Genomic DNA, 14,292 nt, shown 5'->3' on the forward strand with positions numbered 1-14,292 from the left:
AAACAGGAGAGAGTTTGGTTTTTGCCGGGCTCGCGAAATTTTGACCTTGCTTGGCCGCACACGCTGCGGCGATCCGTCACCGTCGCGGCCTGTCTCCGCCAGCCAAAACATCGATTCACCAAAATCGCTTTTCACGGTAGATTCGCGGCAAATCACTTCGGCAGCGCTTCAAGGAAACAGTATGGCTTTCGGCTTCGCTCAGGCTTTCAGGACATTCGGCAAACTGACGCTTGCCGGCGTAATCGGCGCAAGCCTTGCCGTCGGTGATGTCGGCGCCGAGCAGAAGACGCCGAGCCCCGGCAGTGCCAAGGGGCAGTTCGGCGCCGTCAGCCTGCCGACGCAGGGACCGGCGCAGCCGATCGGCTTTTACGCAAAGGGCTGCATGACGGGGGCGGTGGCGCTGCCGGCCGACGGGCCGACCTGGGAAGCGATGCGGCTTTCGCGCAATCGCCGCTGGGGCAACCCGGCCATGATCGCGCTGCTCGAGCGGCTTTCGCAGGATGGAGTCAAATATGCCGGCTGGCCGGGCCTCCTCGTCGGCGACATCGCCCAGCCGCGCGGCGGGCCGATGTTCAATGGTCACGCCTCGCACCAGATCGGCCTCGACGCCGACGTCTGGTTCACGCCGATGCCGGCGCGGCGCATGAGCGCCCAGGAGCGCGAGGATCTGCCCTTCACCACCATGCTGCAGAAGGACAAGTTCCTGACCGTCGACCCCAAGGTCTGGACGGACTCGCGGGCGCGGCTCCTGATGCTGGCGGCGAGCTATCCCGAGGTCGAGCGCATCTTCGTCAATCCGGCGATCAAGAAGAAGATGTGCGACACCTGGCGGGGCGACCGCACCAATCTCGGCAAGCTCCGGCCGGAATACGGCCATGACTCGCATTTCCACATCCGCATCAAATGCCCGCCCGGGGCTGCGGGATGTACGCCGCAGGCGCCTGTTGCCGCCGGCGACGGCTGCGACAAGTCGCTCGCCTGGTGGTTCACGCCGGCACCCTGGGTCGCACCGAAGCCGCCGAAGCCCGGTGCCAAACCGCCGAAGCCGCCACGCGAGATGATGGTCTCCGATCTGCCGAAGGCCTGCGCCGCCGTGCTGGACGCCGCGCCCGTCGCCTCGATGCAGGCCGCCACCTATGGCGGGCCTTCCGCCGCAAGCGCGCTCACCGCCGCTCCGGCAGCAGAACCCGCCGCCGATGCCGACGGAGAACTGCCCGATGTCGGCCCCGTTCCGAACGACAAGCCGGCGATCCAGTAAGGAGCGCCGGCGCCTTGTCTTTCAAATCGCAAACTGTTGGTATAGAAGCGGTCAAATCGATTGAATTGTTCGGGCGGAGGGGTTGATGGCTGGCGGCAAATGCCTTGCATTGATTGCGCATGACCAGAAGAAGGACGACATGGCGGACTTCGCCCGCGCCAACCGGGACCTTCTCTCCCGCTGGAAGATCGTCGCCACCGGCACAACAGGCGGGCGCGTGCTCGACGCCGCCCCGGATCTCGACGTCACGAGGCTGAAAAGCGGACCGCTCGGCGGCGACCAGCAGATCGGCGCGCTGATTTCCACCGGCGAGGTCGGCGCCCTGATCTTCTTCGTCGATCCCTTGACGCCGATGCCGCACGATGTCGACGTCAAGGCGCTGATGCGGCTCGCCATCGTTTACGATATTCCGATGGCGCTCAACCACGCGACCGCTATAAAACTTCTTCCGACACTCGAAGCCTGATCAGCACGGAACCGGCCATGCCAAAACCGAACAACAGCACCGCTCCCATGCCTTTCCCGATCCTGATCGGCGATATTGGCGGCACCAATGCCCGCTTCTCCATCCTGACCGATGCCTATGCCGAGCCGAAGCAGTTTCCGAACGTGCGCACGGCGGATTTTGCCACGATCGACGAAGCGATCCAAAAGGGTGTGCTCGACAAGACAGCGGTGCAGCCGCGCTCGGCGATCCTTGCGGTTGCCGGCCCGATCAACGACGACGAGATCCCGCTGACCAATTGCGACTGGGTGGTGCGGCCAAAGACGATGATCGAGGGCCTCGGCATCGAGGACGTGCTCGTCGTCAACGATTTCGAGGCGCAGGCGCTGGCAGTCGCCGCCCTTTCGGATGAGAACCGCGAACGCATCGGCGACGCCACCGGCGACATGATCGCTTCCCGTGTCGTGCTCGGACCGGGCACCGGGCTCGGCGTCGGCGGGCTGGTGCATGCACAGCACAGCTGGATCCCGGTTCCCGGCGAAGGCGGCCATGTCGATCTCGGGCCGCGCAGCAAACGCGACTATCAGCTCTTTCCGCATATCGAGACGATCGAAGGCCGAGTCTCGGCCGAGCAGATCCTTTGCGGGCGCGGCCTCGTCAATCTCTACAACGCCATCTGCATCGTCGACGGCATCCAGCCGACGATGAAGGATCCGGCCGACATCACCTCGCACGCGCTTGCCGGCAGTGACAAGGCGGCCGTCGAGACCGTCTCGCTGTTTGCCACCTATCTCGGCCGCGTGGCCGGCGACATGGCGATGGTGTTCATGGCGCGCGGCGGCGTCTATCTCTCGGGCGGCATCTCGCAGAAGATCCTCCCGGCGCTGAAAAAGCCGGAATTCCGGCAGGCCTTCGAGGACAAGGCGCCGCATACGGCGCTGCTGCGCACCATCCCGACCTATGTGGTGACGCACCCGCTGGCAGCGCTTGCCGGGCTGTCCTCCTATGCGCGCATGCCCGCCAATTTCGGCGTCTCGACGGAGGGCCGCCGCTGGCGGCGTTAGGCGCCGGCGCACATGGCAAATGGAGCGTCCCTGAGCGCGTCTCGTCCGGACGCGCGGCGCTCTAGCCAAACCGGTCCCAACTCTTTATAGACCCCGCAAAAGTGCGCCTCGCCTTCGCGAGCGCTTGATCCGAGACAGGAAACCTCATTTTTGGAAGCGGCGGAAAGCAGAACGCAGGGCGTCAGCAGCGATACCGTAACCGGCATCCTGAAGCGCATCATCGCTGAAAACGGCCGCGATCATCTCTGGGGCTATGTCTTTGCGATCGTCTGTCTCATCGTGGTGGCGCTTTCGACGGCGTTTACCGCCTGGATCATGCGAGCGATCATCGATGAGGCCTTCGCCAACCGCCGTGCCGACGTCGTCTGGATCATCTGTCTTTCGATCTTCATCGCCTTCGTGCTGCGCGGTTTTGCGAGCTACGGCCAGGCGGTGGCGCTTTCCAAGGTCGGCAACAATATCGTCGCACGTTACCAGCGCCGGCTCTATTCGCATCTGATGACGCTATCGGTCGGCTTCTTCAGCGAGGCGCGCTCTGCCCATATCGCCGCACAGGTGAGCCAGAACGTCAGCGGCATCCGCGACGTGCTCAACCTGACGATCACCTCGACAGTGCGCGACCTGCTGACCTTCATCTCGCTGATCGGCGTGATGGTCCTCCAGGACCCGCTGCTGAGCCTTGCCGTATTCATCATGGCGCCGCCGCTGCTTTATGCGCTGCGCTATGTTTCCAAGCGGCTGCGCTCGGCGACCCGCGAGGCGGTGCATTTGAACAGCCACGTGCTCGGCGCCATGCAGGAGACGATCCAGGGCATCGCCATCGTCAAAGCCTTCACGATGGAAGACGAGCTGGAGCGCAAGGTCAACAAGCTCATCACCGGCGCCGAAAGCCGGGCGAACCGGATTGCCCGGCTTTCCGAACGCACTTCTCCGCTGACCGAGAGTTTCGCAGGCTTTGCCGTCGCCAGCGTGCTCGCCTATGCCGCCTACCGCTCGATCTATTACAATGTGCCGCCGGGCGCCTTCTTCTCCTTCGTCACGGCGCTGCTGCTTGCCTATGATCCGGCCCGCCGGCTTGCCCGGCTGCAGGTGCAGATGGAGCGTGCCGTCGTCAATGCGCGGATGATCTACGAACTGCTCGACATGGAACCGCGCCAGCGCGACCTGCCGGACGCAAAGCCGCTGGCGGTGACGCAGGCGAGGATCGAATTCCGCAACGTTTCCTTTGCCTACGGCAATGACAGCGTGCTCAGCAGCGTCAGCTTCATCGCCGAGGGCGGTGCCACCACGGCGCTGGTCGGCCCCTCGGGTGCCGGCAAATCCACCGTCATCAGCCTCATTCCGCGCTTCTACGATCCGCGCGAAGGCGAAATCCTGATCGATGGACAGGACATCGCCCACATCACCAAGAAGTCGCTGCGCCAACAGCTCGCTTATGTCTCGCAGCAGCCCTACCTGTTCGAGGGCACGATCCGCGACAATATTCGCTACGGCCGGCCGGAAGCGACGGATGCCGAGGTGGAAGAAGCGGCCCGGCTTGCCTATGCGCATGACTTCATCTCGGCACAGCCGCAGGGTTACGAGACGGCAGTCGGCGAAAACGGCGTGACGCTGTCGGGCGGCCAGCGCCAGCGGCTGTCGATTGCGCGCGCCCTGGTGCGCAATGCGCCGATCCTGCTTCTTGACGAGGCGACGTCGGCCCTCGACACCGAATCCGAAGCGGCCGTCCAGAAGGCGCTCGACGAGGCGATGACCGGACGCACCGTCGTCGTCATCGCCCACCGGCTTTCGACCGTGGTACGCGCCGACAAGATCGTCGTCATGCAGCAGGGCCGCGTCGTCGAGCAAGGCAATCACGAGACGCTTGCGAAGGTCAGCGACGGTCTTTACGCTCGCCTCAACAACCTGCAGAGGCCCTCTGCCTCCGATTCAAACTGACCTGACACGAGAGACTGACATGAGCGATGCTGCGATGAAACTGGTGGTGGTTGGCGCAGCCGGGCGTATGGGCCAGACGCTGATCCGGCTCATCCATTCCATGGAAGGCGTGACGCTGCATGCCGCGGTCGAGCGCTCCGGCTCGCCCTTTGTCGGCAAGGATGCCGGCGAGATTGCCGGCCTCGGGCCGACCGGTGTCATTATCGGCGACGATCCGCTCCAGGCCTTCCTGCATGCCGAAGGTGTGCTCGACTTCACCTCGCCTGGTGCAACCGTGGAATTCTGCGGCCTCGCCGCGCAAGCCCGCATCGTCCATGTCGTCGGAACGACCGGCTGTTCGGCCGACGACGATGCGAAAATCGCCGCAGCAGCCCGCCATGCCCGCATCGTCAAGTCCGGCAATATGAGCCTCGGCGTCAACCTGCTCAGCGTGCTGACCCGGCAGGCGGCGCGGGCGCTCGATCCTGTCGATTGGGACATCGAGGTCCTGGAAATGCACCACAAGCACAAAGTCGACGCCCCTTCCGGCACCGCGCTTCTGCTCGGCGAAGCGGCGGCCAAGGGCCGCAATATCGATCTTGCCTCGAAATCGGTCCGGGTGCGCGACGGCCATACCGGCGCCCGCGAGGCCGGCATGATCGGTTTTGCGACGCTGCGCGGCGGCTCCGTCATCGGCGAACATTCGGTGCTCTTCGCCGGCGAAGGCGAAATCGTCACCCTGTCGCACAGCGCAGCAGACCGCTCGATCTTTGCGCGCGGCGCCATCAAGGCGGCGCTTTGGGCGCGCGACAAGAAGCCGGGTCTCTATTCCATGCTCGACGTACTCGGGCTTTCCTAGCAATAACGACATATCGGAGGCATATTCATGAGCGGTACCCTCGTCCTCGTTCGCCACGGCCAGAGCGACTGGAACCTGAAGAATCTCTTCACCGGCTGGAAGGACCCGGATCTGACCGAGCTCGGCATCCAGGAAGCCAAAGCCGGCGGCGCCGCACTTGCCGAATACGGGATCAAATTCGACGTCGCCTATACCTCCGCACTCGTGCGCGCCCAGCACACGCTGAAGCTCATCCTCGACAAGGTCGGCCAGCCCGATCTCGAGACGATCCGCGACCAGGCGCTGAATGAGCGCGACTACGGCGATCTCTCCGGCCTCAACAAGGACGATGCGCGCGCCAAATGGGGCGAGGAGCAGGTGCATATCTGGCGCCGCTCCTACGACGTGCCGCCTCCGGGTGGCGAAAGCCTGCGCGACACCGGCGCCCGCGTCTGGCCCTACTACCTCACCGAAATCCTGCCGCGCGTGCTGCGCGGCGAGAAGGTGCTGGTCGCAGCACACGGCAATTCGCTGCGCTCGCTGGTCATGGTGCTCGACAAGCTGACCAAGGAAGGCGTGCTCGCCCTCAACCTCGCGACCGGCGTCCCGATGGTCTACAAGCTGAAAACGGATTCTACCGTCGCCTCCAAGGAAGTGCTCGGCGACATGTCCGGCGCACATTGAATCCAGTGGCCTTCCCTGTCCCGACGGGGAAGGCTGCCCTCAATTCTCGATGGTGAACTGCACCCGGTCGGCTGCGAAGCGGCTGATCGAATATTGCACCGGCACACCGTCGAGATCGGTGTTCATCGCCTTGGCGATCAGCAGGATCGCGCCGGGGGTGAGTTCAAGGTCGGCCAGATCCGATGTGTTCGCATGGGCGGCCGTCACTTCGGTCGTCGCCCTGACATAGTCCGGCAGGCCAAGGTCGGCAAAGGCCTTGGTGATCGATTCGTGCTTGCGATAGGCCGCGCCGATACCGGCGAAACGTGCGGCAGGAAACCAGCTCGTCGCCTTTGAAACCGGCCGCTTGTCTGCCTGGCGCAATGTTTCCAGCCGGATCACCTGTTCTCCCGGCTTCAAGCCCAGCCAGCGGGCAACCTCGGCGCTTGCTTCCTCCTTCGCCTCATCGAGCAGAAGGCTGCGCATCTCGCGCGCCTGGTCGCCGATGCCGGAGGTGAAGCGGGTGCGCCGCGTGATCGGGAAATTCAGCCGCTCCTTACGCTCGATCAGCGTGCCGCGACCTTGTACCGCACGGACGATTCCCTCCTGCGCCAAGGCTGCCAGGGCGCTGCGCACCGTATGCCGGTTGACGCCGAACTGCAGCGCCAGGACGGTTTCCGGCGGCACCATTCCGGTTTCGTCATAGGCTCCGTTGCCGATCGCTTCGCGAATCCGATCGGCGATCTGGCGCCAGAGCGCCACACCGGTCTGTCTTTGCACCTGCTTCAATCCCGCCATGCCACCCCTACCCGTCATTTCAAGCCGACGACGTCACACGCTTGTCACGACATCGATTTAAGCGTAGGTATATCTTGTATAGTTGTCTATATCAATAGACATTTAAAGGAAGCGGCGATGATATCAGCGGACAGGAAAGACGCTGCGTCACAGACGGCATCCGGGCGCAAACGCGCCGCCGATCTGCTGGCGCGCGCAGAACGCAGCGAACTCCAGGCGGCCTGGGATGCTTTGCCGCAAAAGCCTGCGGCGCATCCGGTGCGCGGACCGGAGACCGGGCTGGTGATGGTACGCGGCCGCATCGGCGGCGGCGGAGCGCCCTTCAATCTCGGCGAAGTGACGGTGACGCGGGCAACCGTCCGGCTCGGTTCCGGCTCGGTCGGCCATGCGCAGGCGCTCGGCACCGACCGCGAGAAGGCCCGGCTTGCGGCGATCTTCGACGCGCTGTGGCAGGAAGAGGCGACGCAGGATTTCGTCGAGCAGGCGCTGCTTTTGCCGATCGCCGGACGGATCGCCGCTGCTGAGCGCCGCAAGGCCGACGAGACGGCGGCAACCCGCGTCGATTTCTTCACCATGGTGCGGGGAGACAACTGATGGGCCTGAAGACAGAAGCCCTGACCGGCGGCTTTGCCAAGCCGGTCTTCCATGCACAAAGCGTCTTCAAGATGCTGATGGACGGCATGGCCCGCCCCGGGACGATCCAGACGGTTCAGCCCGATGCCGCGCCGCCGGCACCGCTCGGCATCGCCGCCGGCGCGATCGCGCTGACGCTTTGCGACCACGACACACCCGTTTGGCTTTCCCAGCGACTGGCGAAATCCGCCGCACCGGAGTGGCTCGGCTTCCACACCGGCGCGCCGTTGACCACCGAAAAAGCCGAAGCACGCTTTGCCTTCACCGAAGCCGGCGCCGCGCTTTGCCCCTTCGGGCTTTTTGCGGCGGGCACGCAGGAATATCCCGACCGTTCGACGACCTTGATCATCGAGCTTGCCGAACTGGAGGGCGGGCGCAGGCTGGTGCTGATGGGTCCCGGCATCCAGACCGTGGTGGAGATCGCTCCTGTCGGTCTGCCCGAGACCTTCCTCAGGCTCTGGACCGAGAATCGCGCGCTCTTTCCGCGCGGCATCGACGTCGTGCTGACCTCGGGCAGACGCTTCGTCTGCCTGCCGCGCACCACCAAGATCACAGCAACGGAGATCTGAGCTCATGTATGTTGCCGTCAAAGGTGGCGAGGCCGCCATCGCCAATGCCCACCGGCTGCTTGCCGACCGACGCCGCGGCGACCGTTCGCTGCCGGCGATCGGTATCGACCAGATCGTCGAACAACTTGCCCTCGCCGTCGACCGCGCCATGGCCGAGGCCTCGCTTTTCGACCGCACGCTCGCGGCCCTTGCCGTGCGCCAATCGCGCGGCGACATGATCGAGGCGATCTTCCTGCTGCGCGCCTACCGCACGACGCTGCCGCGTTTCGGCTATTCCAAGCCGCTCGATACGGCTGATATGGCGATCGAGCGCCGCATCTCGGCGACCTACAAGGATCTGCCGGGCGGCCAGTTGCTTGGGCCCACCTTCGACTATACCCACCGGCTGCTCGACCCCTCGCTGCTGTCCGACGAGGCAGTCGAGGCGCCCGCCCAGCGTCCCGCCGAGACCGGCCGCGTCATGCGCGTCTCCGAGATTCTCGGCGAGGAGGGGCTGATCGAGGCCGACGGCGACATGCCCGAAGATCACGAGATCGGCGACCTGACCCGCGAGGCGATGGAATTCCCGATGACCCGCGATCTGCGCCTGCAGGCGCTTGCCCGCGGCGACGAAGGCTTCCTGCTGGCGCTCGGTTACTCCACCCAGCGCGGTTACGGCCGCAATCATCCCTTCACCGGCGAAATCCGCATCGGCGAGGTCGAGGTGGAATTCGACGTGCCGGAGCTCGGCTTCGCCGTCTCGCTCGGCACGATCCAGATCACCGAATGCCAGATGGTCAACCAGTTCAAGGGTTCGGCCAAGGCGCCGCCGCAATTCACCCGCGGCTACGGCCTGGTCTTCGGCCAGAGCGAGCGCAAGGCGATGGCGATGTCGCTGGTCGATCGCGCGCTTCGCGCCGAAGAGCTCGGCGAGGATATTACCGCGCCGGCACAAGACGAGGAATTCGTGATTTCCCATTCCGACAACGTCCAGGCGACGGGCTTCGTCGAACACCTGAAGCTGCCGCATTATGTGGACTTCCAGGCCGAACTCGATCTCGTCCGCCGCATGCGCCGCGAATTCGAAGCCGCCCGCAATGCCGGCGAAGACATGAAGGAAGCCGCCGAATGAGCGATCTCGCCAGCTACAACTTCGCCTATCTCGACGAACAGACCAAGCGGATGATCCGCCGCGCCATCCTGAAGGCGATCGCCATTCCCGGCTACCAGGTGCCTTTCGCCAGCAGAGAAATGCCGATGCCCTATGGCTGGGGCACCGGTGGCGTGCAGGTGACGGCCTCGATCATCGGCCCGGACGACGTGCTGAAGGTGATCGACCAGGGCGCCGACGACACGACCAACGCCGTTTCGATCCGCGCCTTCTTCCAGAAGGTCGCCAATGTGGCGGTGACGACCCGCACCAGCGAGGCGACGATCATCCAGACGCGCCACCGCATCCCGGAAGAGAAGCTCGGACCCGGCCAGGTGCTCGTCTACCAGGTGCCGATCCCCGAGCCGCTGCGCTTCCTCGAACCGCGCGAGACCGAGACGCGCAAGATGCATGCGCTCGAGGAATACGGCCTCATGCATGTGAAGCTCTATGAGGATATCGCCCGCAACGGCCGCATCGCCACGACCTATGCCTATCCGGTCAAGGTGCACGGGCGTTATGTCATGGATCCCTCGCCGACGCCGAAATTCGATAATCCGAAGATGCACAGGTCGGAAGCGCTGCAGCTTTTCGGCGCCGGCCGCGAAAAGCGCATCTATGCCGTGCCGCCCTATACCGATGTCGTCAGCCTGGATTTTGAGGACCATCCCTTCGAGATCCAGCGCTTTGACCGGCCTTGTGCGCTCTGCGGCGCAGAGGAGGTCTACCTCGATGAGGTCATCCTCGACGACAAGGGCGGGCGCATGTTCGTCTGCTCTGATACCGACCATTGCGAAGATCGCCGGGCCCATGGGCATGCCGGCGAAATGCTGGCCCGGGAGGCTGCAGAATGACCGACACACCGCTTCTCAAAGTCCATGACCTCTCGAAGTTCTACGGCAATCGCATCGGCTGCCGGAACGTCTCCTTCGAGCTTTGGCCCGGTGAAGTGCTCGCCATCGTCGGCGAATCCGGTTCGGGCAAGACGACGCTGCTCAACTGCATCTCCACCCGGCTGATGCCGACGACCGGCAGCGTCGAATACCACATGCGCGATGGTAGCTACCGCGACCTTTACCATATGAACGAGGCCGAGCGGCGTTTCCTGATGCGGACCGACTGGGGCTTCGTGCACCAGAATCCGGCCGACGGCCTGCGCATGGCGGTCTCGGCCGGCGCCAATGTCGGCGAGCGGCTGATGGCGATCGGCGACCGGCATTACGGCAAGATCCGCGCCTCGGCGATCGACTGGCTCGAACGCGTCGAGATCGACGCCGACCGCATCGACGACCAGCCGCGCGCCTTTTCCGGCGGCATGCGCCAGCGCCTGCAGATCGCCCGCAACCTCGTCACCGGCCCGCGCCTCGTCTTCATGGACGAACCCACCGGCGGCCTCGACGTTTCGGTGCAGGCGCGCCTGCTCGATCTCGTGCGCGGCCTCGTCAGCGATCTCGGCCTCTCGGCCATCATCGTCACCCATGATCTCGCCGTCGCCCGCCTTCTGTCGCACCGGATGATGGTGATGAAGGATGGTTACGTCATCGAACACGGGCTCACCGACCGGGTGCTCGACGATCCCAGAGAACCCTACACGCAGCTGCTCGTTTCCTCGATCCTGCAGGTCTGAACCTACGGTCCCCAATCAGGAAGAAGACATCATGCCAACGCCTCTCGTCGTTTCCGAAGTCTCGAAGAGCTTCACCATGCATCTGCGCGACGGCATCAGATTGCCCGTCGTCTCCGATGTCGCCTTTTCGGTCGCAGCAGGCGAATGCGTCGTGCTCGGCGGCCCCTCGGGCATCGGAAAGAGCTCGCTGCTCAAAATGATCTACGGCAATTACGCCGTCGACACCGGCCAGATCCTCATCCGCCACGACGGCCGTATCGTCGATCTCGCCTCCGCCGATCCGCGCACCGTGCTCAAGGTTCGCCGTCATACGCTCGGCTATGTCAGTCAGTTCCTGCGCACCGTGCCGCGCGTCGCGGCGATCGACGTTGTTGCCGAACCGCTGATGGCGCGCGGCGAGGGCGTCGTGACGGCACGGGAAAAGGCCGGCGCCCTGCTCGCCAGGCTCAATCTGCCGGAGACACTCTGGCAGCTTCCGCCCGCCACCTTCTCCGGCGGCGAGCAGCAACGCGTCAATATCGCCCGCGGCTTCATCACCGAGCACAGGATCCTGCTTCTCGACGAACCCACAGCCTCGCTCGACGCGAAAAACCGCGCCGTGGTCGTCGACATGATCGCGGAAAAGAAGACGGCGGGTGTGGCCCTTCTCGGCATCTTCCACGACGAGGAAGTGCGCGAAGCCGTTGCCGATCGCATCCTCGACGTCCAGCAGTTCTCGCCTGGAAAGATCGCCGCATGAGCCGCAAGCTGGGCATCGAGCCCTTTATCCACGAAACGGCTGAGGTTAGCGACTCCACTTTCGGGCGCTATACCGAAGTCTCCGAGCGCTGCCGCATCAGCGAGGCCACCTTCGGCGACTATTCCTACATCATGCAGGACGGCGCCGTCTGGTGCGCGACGATTGGCAAGTTCGTCAATATCGCCGCCGCCGTACGCATCAACGCCACCAACCATCCGACCTGGCGGGCAACACTGCATCATTTCACCTATCGCGCCGCGAACTACTGGCCGGACGCCGACATGGAGACGGACTTCTTCGCCTGGCGGCGCGCAAGCCGCGTAACGATCGGCCACGACGTCTGGATCGGCCACGGGGCGACCATCCTGCCCGGCGTCAGCGTTGGCAACGGCGCCGTCGTCGGCGCCGGCGCTGTGGTGTCGAAGGACGTTGAACCCTACACGATCGTCGGCGGCGTGCCGGCCAAGCTGATCCGCGAGCGCTTTCCGAAGGAGATCGGCGAGCGGATGGACAGGCTTGCCTGGTGGGACTGGGAGCATGATCGTCTGCGCCTGGCGCTGCAGGATTTCCGCAACCTGAGCGCGGAAGATTTCCTGGCGCGCTACGAGGGCTAAACCCCAGATATAGGCGCTAAGGAAATGTGACACGACTTACATAAATGTGACATTTGAGGTTCATCAAGCGGGACTAATGCGGTGCTGACCAAGGCCTGAAGCGCAAGGGACCAGCATCATGTTCGAGCTGAAAGATGTCACACGTCGTTTCGGAAACAAGCTCGCCGTCGATGCCGTCACGCTCGACATTCCCCAGGGCCAGATGGTCGGCATCATCGGCCGCTCCGGCGCCGGCAAGTCGACGCTGCTGCGCATGATCAACCGCCTGCAGGAGCCGAGCTCCGGCTCCATTCATTTCGCCGGCATCGAAGTCTCCAGGCTTCGCGGCGGGGCCTTGCGCAACTGGCAGCGCGACTGCGCGATGATCTTCCAGCAGTTCAACCTGGTGCCGCGCCTCGATGTCTTGACCAATGTCATGCTCGGCCGCCTCAACCACCGCTCGACGCTGATGAGCCTGCTCAACATCTTCACCCGCGAGGAGCGTGTGTATGCCATCGCAGCACTCGAGCGTCTCGGCATCGAGCAGACGGCGCTGCAGCCGGCCGGCACGCTTTCCGGCGGCCAGCAACAGCGCGTGGCAATCGCCCGCGCCCTGATGCAGAACCCGAAAATGGTTCTTGCCGACGAGCCGATCGCCTCGCTCGATCCGTTGAACGCCAAGATCGTCATGGATGCGCTGCGCGATATCAACGAGCGCGAGGGTATCACCGTCATCACCAACCTGCACACGCTCGATACCGCCCGCAATTATTGTGAGCGCATCGTCGGCATGGCCCGCGGCCGCGTCGTGTTCGACGGCAAGCCCTCGGAACTGACCGCCGAAGCGGTGAAGGCGATCTACGGCACCGACAAGGATGGCGCCGGCATCGACGAAACGATGACCTCGACGTCCATCACTATCGCTCCCGAGCGGGCCGACAATCAATCCGCCGGCATCCAACCGCTGGCACTGGCCGGCCTCTGAGAGAGGCGGCTGCGATCGAACGCCCGCGTCAAGGGCACACTTCTTCGTAACGGGAGACCGGGGACACCGGTCAATAGGAGAGACCACATGTTGAAGAAAGCACTCTTTGCGGCAACGGCGCTCTTCGCGCTCGCCGGCGGCGCCCATGCTGCAGACCTCAAGGAATTCCGCATCGGCATCCTCGGCGGCGAAAACGAAACCGACCGCCTGCGCAACTACGCCTGCCTTGCCGACCATCTGAAGCAGGAATTCGGCTTCGAGAAGGTCTCGCTGTTCCCGGCCGCCGATTATGACGGCGTTATCCAGGGTCTGCTCGGCGGCACGCTCGACTTCGCCGAACTCGGCGCTTCCGGTTACGCCTCCGTCTACATCAAGGATCCGAAGGCCGTGACGCCGATCCTGACGACCCAGCAGAAGGACGGCTCGACGGGTTACTACTCGATCGGCCTCGCCCTGAAGTCCTCCGGCATCAAGTCCATCAAGGATGCCAAGGGCAAAAAGCTCGGCTACGCCGATCCGGATTCCACCTCGGGCTATCTCGTTCCGCTGACGCAGATCCCGAAGGACACGGGCATGCCGAACGACAAGTTCTTTGCCTCGACGCAGTTCAACGGCGGTCATGAGAACAACCTGCTTGCCGCCTATGACGGCAAGGTCGACGTTGCCGTCGACGACTCGTCTGGTATCGGCGATTTCAAGGACGGCTACACCTCCGGCACCTTCCGCAAGGAAGTCGACAAGGGCGCCGTCGACCCGAACAAGCTGGTTGAAGTCTGGCGTTCGCCGCTGATCCCGAACGGCCCGCTCGTCGTGCGCAACGCGCTGGGCGAAGAATGGCAGACGAAGCTTGCCGCCTTCTTCACGGCCCTGCCGGAAAAGGATCACAAGTGCTTCTCGGCTGTCGAAGGTGGCGACTACAAGGGCTATGCCCCGGTCAAGCACGACTTCTACAAGGCCGTCGTCGAAGTCCGCAAAGCTGCCATCGGCGGCTGATCGCCTTCCGAATACGGGGCGGCCGGCAACGGCCGCCCTTT

Annotated in this window: 16 protein-coding genes; 15 read left to right on the plus strand and 1 reads right to left on the minus strand. The window is 64.2% G+C overall.

Annotated elements, in window-relative coordinates:
• Positions 1-181: 181 nt before the first annotated feature.
• From mepA to GGD57_RS09250, 6 genes are all read left to right on the plus strand, one after another.
• On the plus strand, positions 182-1,258 hold the full coding sequence (gene mepA / locus GGD57_RS09225; RefSeq protein WP_184468941.1) for a penicillin-insensitive murein endopeptidase: 1,077 nt from the start codon (positions 182-184) through the stop codon (positions 1,256-1,258).
• 85 nt (positions 1,259-1,343) lie between these two features.
• Entirely contained in the window at positions 1,344-1,724 is a 381-nt protein-coding gene (locus GGD57_RS09230) for a methylglyoxal synthase (protein WP_003571120.1), read from the plus strand.
• Positions 1,725-1,741: 17 nt separating this feature from the next.
• Complete coding sequence (locus tag GGD57_RS09235; protein WP_184468943.1) at positions 1,742-2,767, plus strand: glucokinase; 1,026 nt, start codon at positions 1,742-1,744, stop codon at positions 2,765-2,767.
• Between the two features lie 150 nt (positions 2,768-2,917).
• Positions 2,918-4,705 carry an ABC transporter ATP-binding protein gene (locus GGD57_RS09240; RefSeq protein ID WP_184468945.1) on the plus strand — a complete coding sequence of 596 codons (1,788 nt, stop codon included), beginning with the start codon at positions 2,918-2,920 and terminating at the stop codon, positions 4,703-4,705.
• A gap of 19 nt (positions 4,706-4,724) precedes the next feature.
• Positions 4,725-5,543: a 4-hydroxy-tetrahydrodipicolinate reductase gene (dapB, locus tag GGD57_RS09245; RefSeq protein ID WP_184468947.1), complete on the plus strand. Its 819-nt coding sequence runs from the start codon at positions 4,725-4,727 to the stop codon at positions 5,541-5,543.
• A gap of 27 nt (positions 5,544-5,570) precedes the next feature.
• The gene (locus tag GGD57_RS09250) at positions 5,571-6,206 is read left to right on the plus strand and encodes a 2,3-bisphosphoglycerate-dependent phosphoglycerate mutase (protein WP_184468949.1); all 636 of its coding nucleotides are present in this window, start codon (positions 5,571-5,573) and stop codon (positions 6,204-6,206) included.
• A gap of 39 nt (positions 6,207-6,245) precedes the next feature.
• On the opposite strand, the gene phnF is transcribed toward GGD57_RS09250, so the two are convergent.
• Positions 6,246-6,983, minus strand: a complete 738-nt coding sequence (phnF, locus tag GGD57_RS09255) for a phosphonate metabolism transcriptional regulator PhnF (RefSeq protein ID WP_184468951.1) — start codon at positions 6,981-6,983, stop codon at positions 6,246-6,248.
• A gap of 117 nt (positions 6,984-7,100) precedes the next feature.
• Here phnF and phnG point away from each other — a divergent pair, with 117 nt between their 5' ends.
• The 9 genes from phnG (at position 7,101) to phnD (ending at position 14,251) form a co-directional block, all read left to right on the plus strand.
• A complete protein-coding gene (gene phnG, locus GGD57_RS09260; RefSeq protein WP_184468953.1) occupies positions 7,101-7,577 on the plus strand; it encodes a phosphonate C-P lyase system protein PhnG in 477 nt (158 codons plus the stop codon).
• Positions 7,577-8,185 carry a phosphonate C-P lyase system protein PhnH gene (gene phnH, locus GGD57_RS09265; RefSeq protein WP_184468955.1) on the plus strand — a complete coding sequence of 203 codons (609 nt, stop codon included), beginning with the start codon at positions 7,577-7,579 and terminating at the stop codon, positions 8,183-8,185. The genes phnG and phnH overlap by 1 nt, the downstream gene beginning before the upstream one ends.
• Before the next feature lie 4 nt (positions 8,186-8,189).
• On the plus strand, positions 8,190-9,296 hold the full coding sequence (locus tag GGD57_RS09270; protein WP_184468957.1) for a carbon-phosphorus lyase complex subunit PhnI: 1,107 nt from the start codon (positions 8,190-8,192) through the stop codon (positions 9,294-9,296).
• Entirely contained in the window at positions 9,293-10,168 is an 876-nt protein-coding gene (locus tag GGD57_RS09275; protein WP_184468959.1) for an alpha-D-ribose 1-methylphosphonate 5-phosphate C-P-lyase PhnJ, read from the plus strand. Before GGD57_RS09270 ends, GGD57_RS09275 begins: the two co-directional genes overlap by 4 nt.
• On the plus strand, positions 10,165-10,941 hold the full coding sequence (phnK, locus tag GGD57_RS09280; protein ID WP_184468961.1) for a phosphonate C-P lyase system protein PhnK: 777 nt from the start codon (positions 10,165-10,167) through the stop codon (positions 10,939-10,941). The genes GGD57_RS09275 and phnK overlap by 4 nt, the downstream gene beginning before the upstream one ends.
• Positions 10,942-10,972: 31 nt before the next feature.
• Complete coding sequence (phnL, locus tag GGD57_RS09285) at positions 10,973-11,680, plus strand: phosphonate C-P lyase system protein PhnL (protein ID WP_184468963.1); 708 nt, start codon at positions 10,973-10,975, stop codon at positions 11,678-11,680.
• A complete protein-coding gene (locus GGD57_RS09290) occupies positions 11,677-12,294 on the plus strand; it encodes a DapH/DapD/GlmU-related protein (protein WP_184468965.1) in 618 nt (205 codons plus the stop codon). Before phnL ends, GGD57_RS09290 begins: the two co-directional genes overlap by 4 nt.
• Positions 12,295-12,412: 118 nt before the next feature.
• Positions 12,413-13,258: a phosphonate ABC transporter ATP-binding protein gene (gene phnC / locus GGD57_RS09295; protein WP_184468969.1), complete on the plus strand. Its 846-nt coding sequence runs from the start codon at positions 12,413-12,415 to the stop codon at positions 13,256-13,258.
• An 87-nt stretch (positions 13,259-13,345) separates the two neighbouring features.
• On the plus strand, positions 13,346-14,251 hold the full coding sequence (phnD, locus tag GGD57_RS09300) for a phosphonate ABC transporter substrate-binding protein (RefSeq protein WP_184468971.1): 906 nt from the start codon (positions 13,346-13,348) through the stop codon (positions 14,249-14,251).
• Positions 14,252-14,292 lie beyond the last annotated feature (41 nt).

Origin of the sequence: Rhizobium esperanzae (assembly GCF_014197615.1) — a bacterium.
Taxonomy (GTDB): domain Bacteria; phylum Pseudomonadota; class Alphaproteobacteria; order Rhizobiales; family Rhizobiaceae; genus Rhizobium; species Rhizobium esperanzae_A.

Bases quoted from the DNA above. Each gene is read 5' to 3' on its own strand.
- GGD57_RS09270 (WP_184468957.1), top strand. From the start codon at position 8,190: ATGTATGTTGCCGTCAAAGGTGGCGAGGCCGCCATCGCCAATGCCCAC.
- phnK (WP_184468961.1), top strand. From the start codon at position 10,165: ATGACCGACACACCGCTTCTCAAAGTCCATGACCTCTCGAAGTTCTAC.
- GGD57_RS09250 (WP_184468949.1), top strand. From the start codon at position 5,571: ATGAGCGGTACCCTCGTCCTCGTTCGCCACGGCCAGAGCGACTGGAAC.
- phnF (WP_184468951.1), bottom strand. From the start codon at position 6,983: ATGGCGGGATTGAAGCAGGTGCAAAGACAGACCGGTGTGGCGCTCTGG.
- GGD57_RS09275 (WP_184468959.1), top strand. From the start codon at position 9,293: ATGAGCGATCTCGCCAGCTACAACTTCGCCTATCTCGACGAACAGACC.
- phnL (WP_184468963.1), top strand. From the start codon at position 10,973: ATGCCAACGCCTCTCGTCGTTTCCGAAGTCTCGAAGAGCTTCACCATG.
- phnD (WP_184468971.1), top strand. From the start codon at position 13,346: ATGTTGAAGAAAGCACTCTTTGCGGCAACGGCGCTCTTCGCGCTCGCC.
- dapB (WP_184468947.1), top strand. From the start codon at position 4,725: ATGAGCGATGCTGCGATGAAACTGGTGGTGGTTGGCGCAGCCGGGCGT.
- GGD57_RS09235 (WP_184468943.1), top strand. From the start codon at position 1,742: ATGCCAAAACCGAACAACAGCACCGCTCCCATGCCTTTCCCGATCCTG.
- phnG (WP_184468953.1), top strand. From the start codon at position 7,101: ATGATATCAGCGGACAGGAAAGACGCTGCGTCACAGACGGCATCCGGG.
- GGD57_RS09290 (WP_184468965.1), top strand. From the start codon at position 11,677: ATGAGCCGCAAGCTGGGCATCGAGCCCTTTATCCACGAAACGGCTGAG.
- phnH (WP_184468955.1), top strand. From the start codon at position 7,577: ATGGGCCTGAAGACAGAAGCCCTGACCGGCGGCTTTGCCAAGCCGGTC.
- GGD57_RS09230 (WP_003571120.1), top strand. From the start codon at position 1,344: ATGGCTGGCGGCAAATGCCTTGCATTGATTGCGCATGACCAGAAGAAG.
- mepA (WP_184468941.1), top strand. From the start codon at position 182: ATGGCTTTCGGCTTCGCTCAGGCTTTCAGGACATTCGGCAAACTGACG.
- phnC (WP_184468969.1), top strand. From the start codon at position 12,413: ATGTTCGAGCTGAAAGATGTCACACGTCGTTTCGGAAACAAGCTCGCC.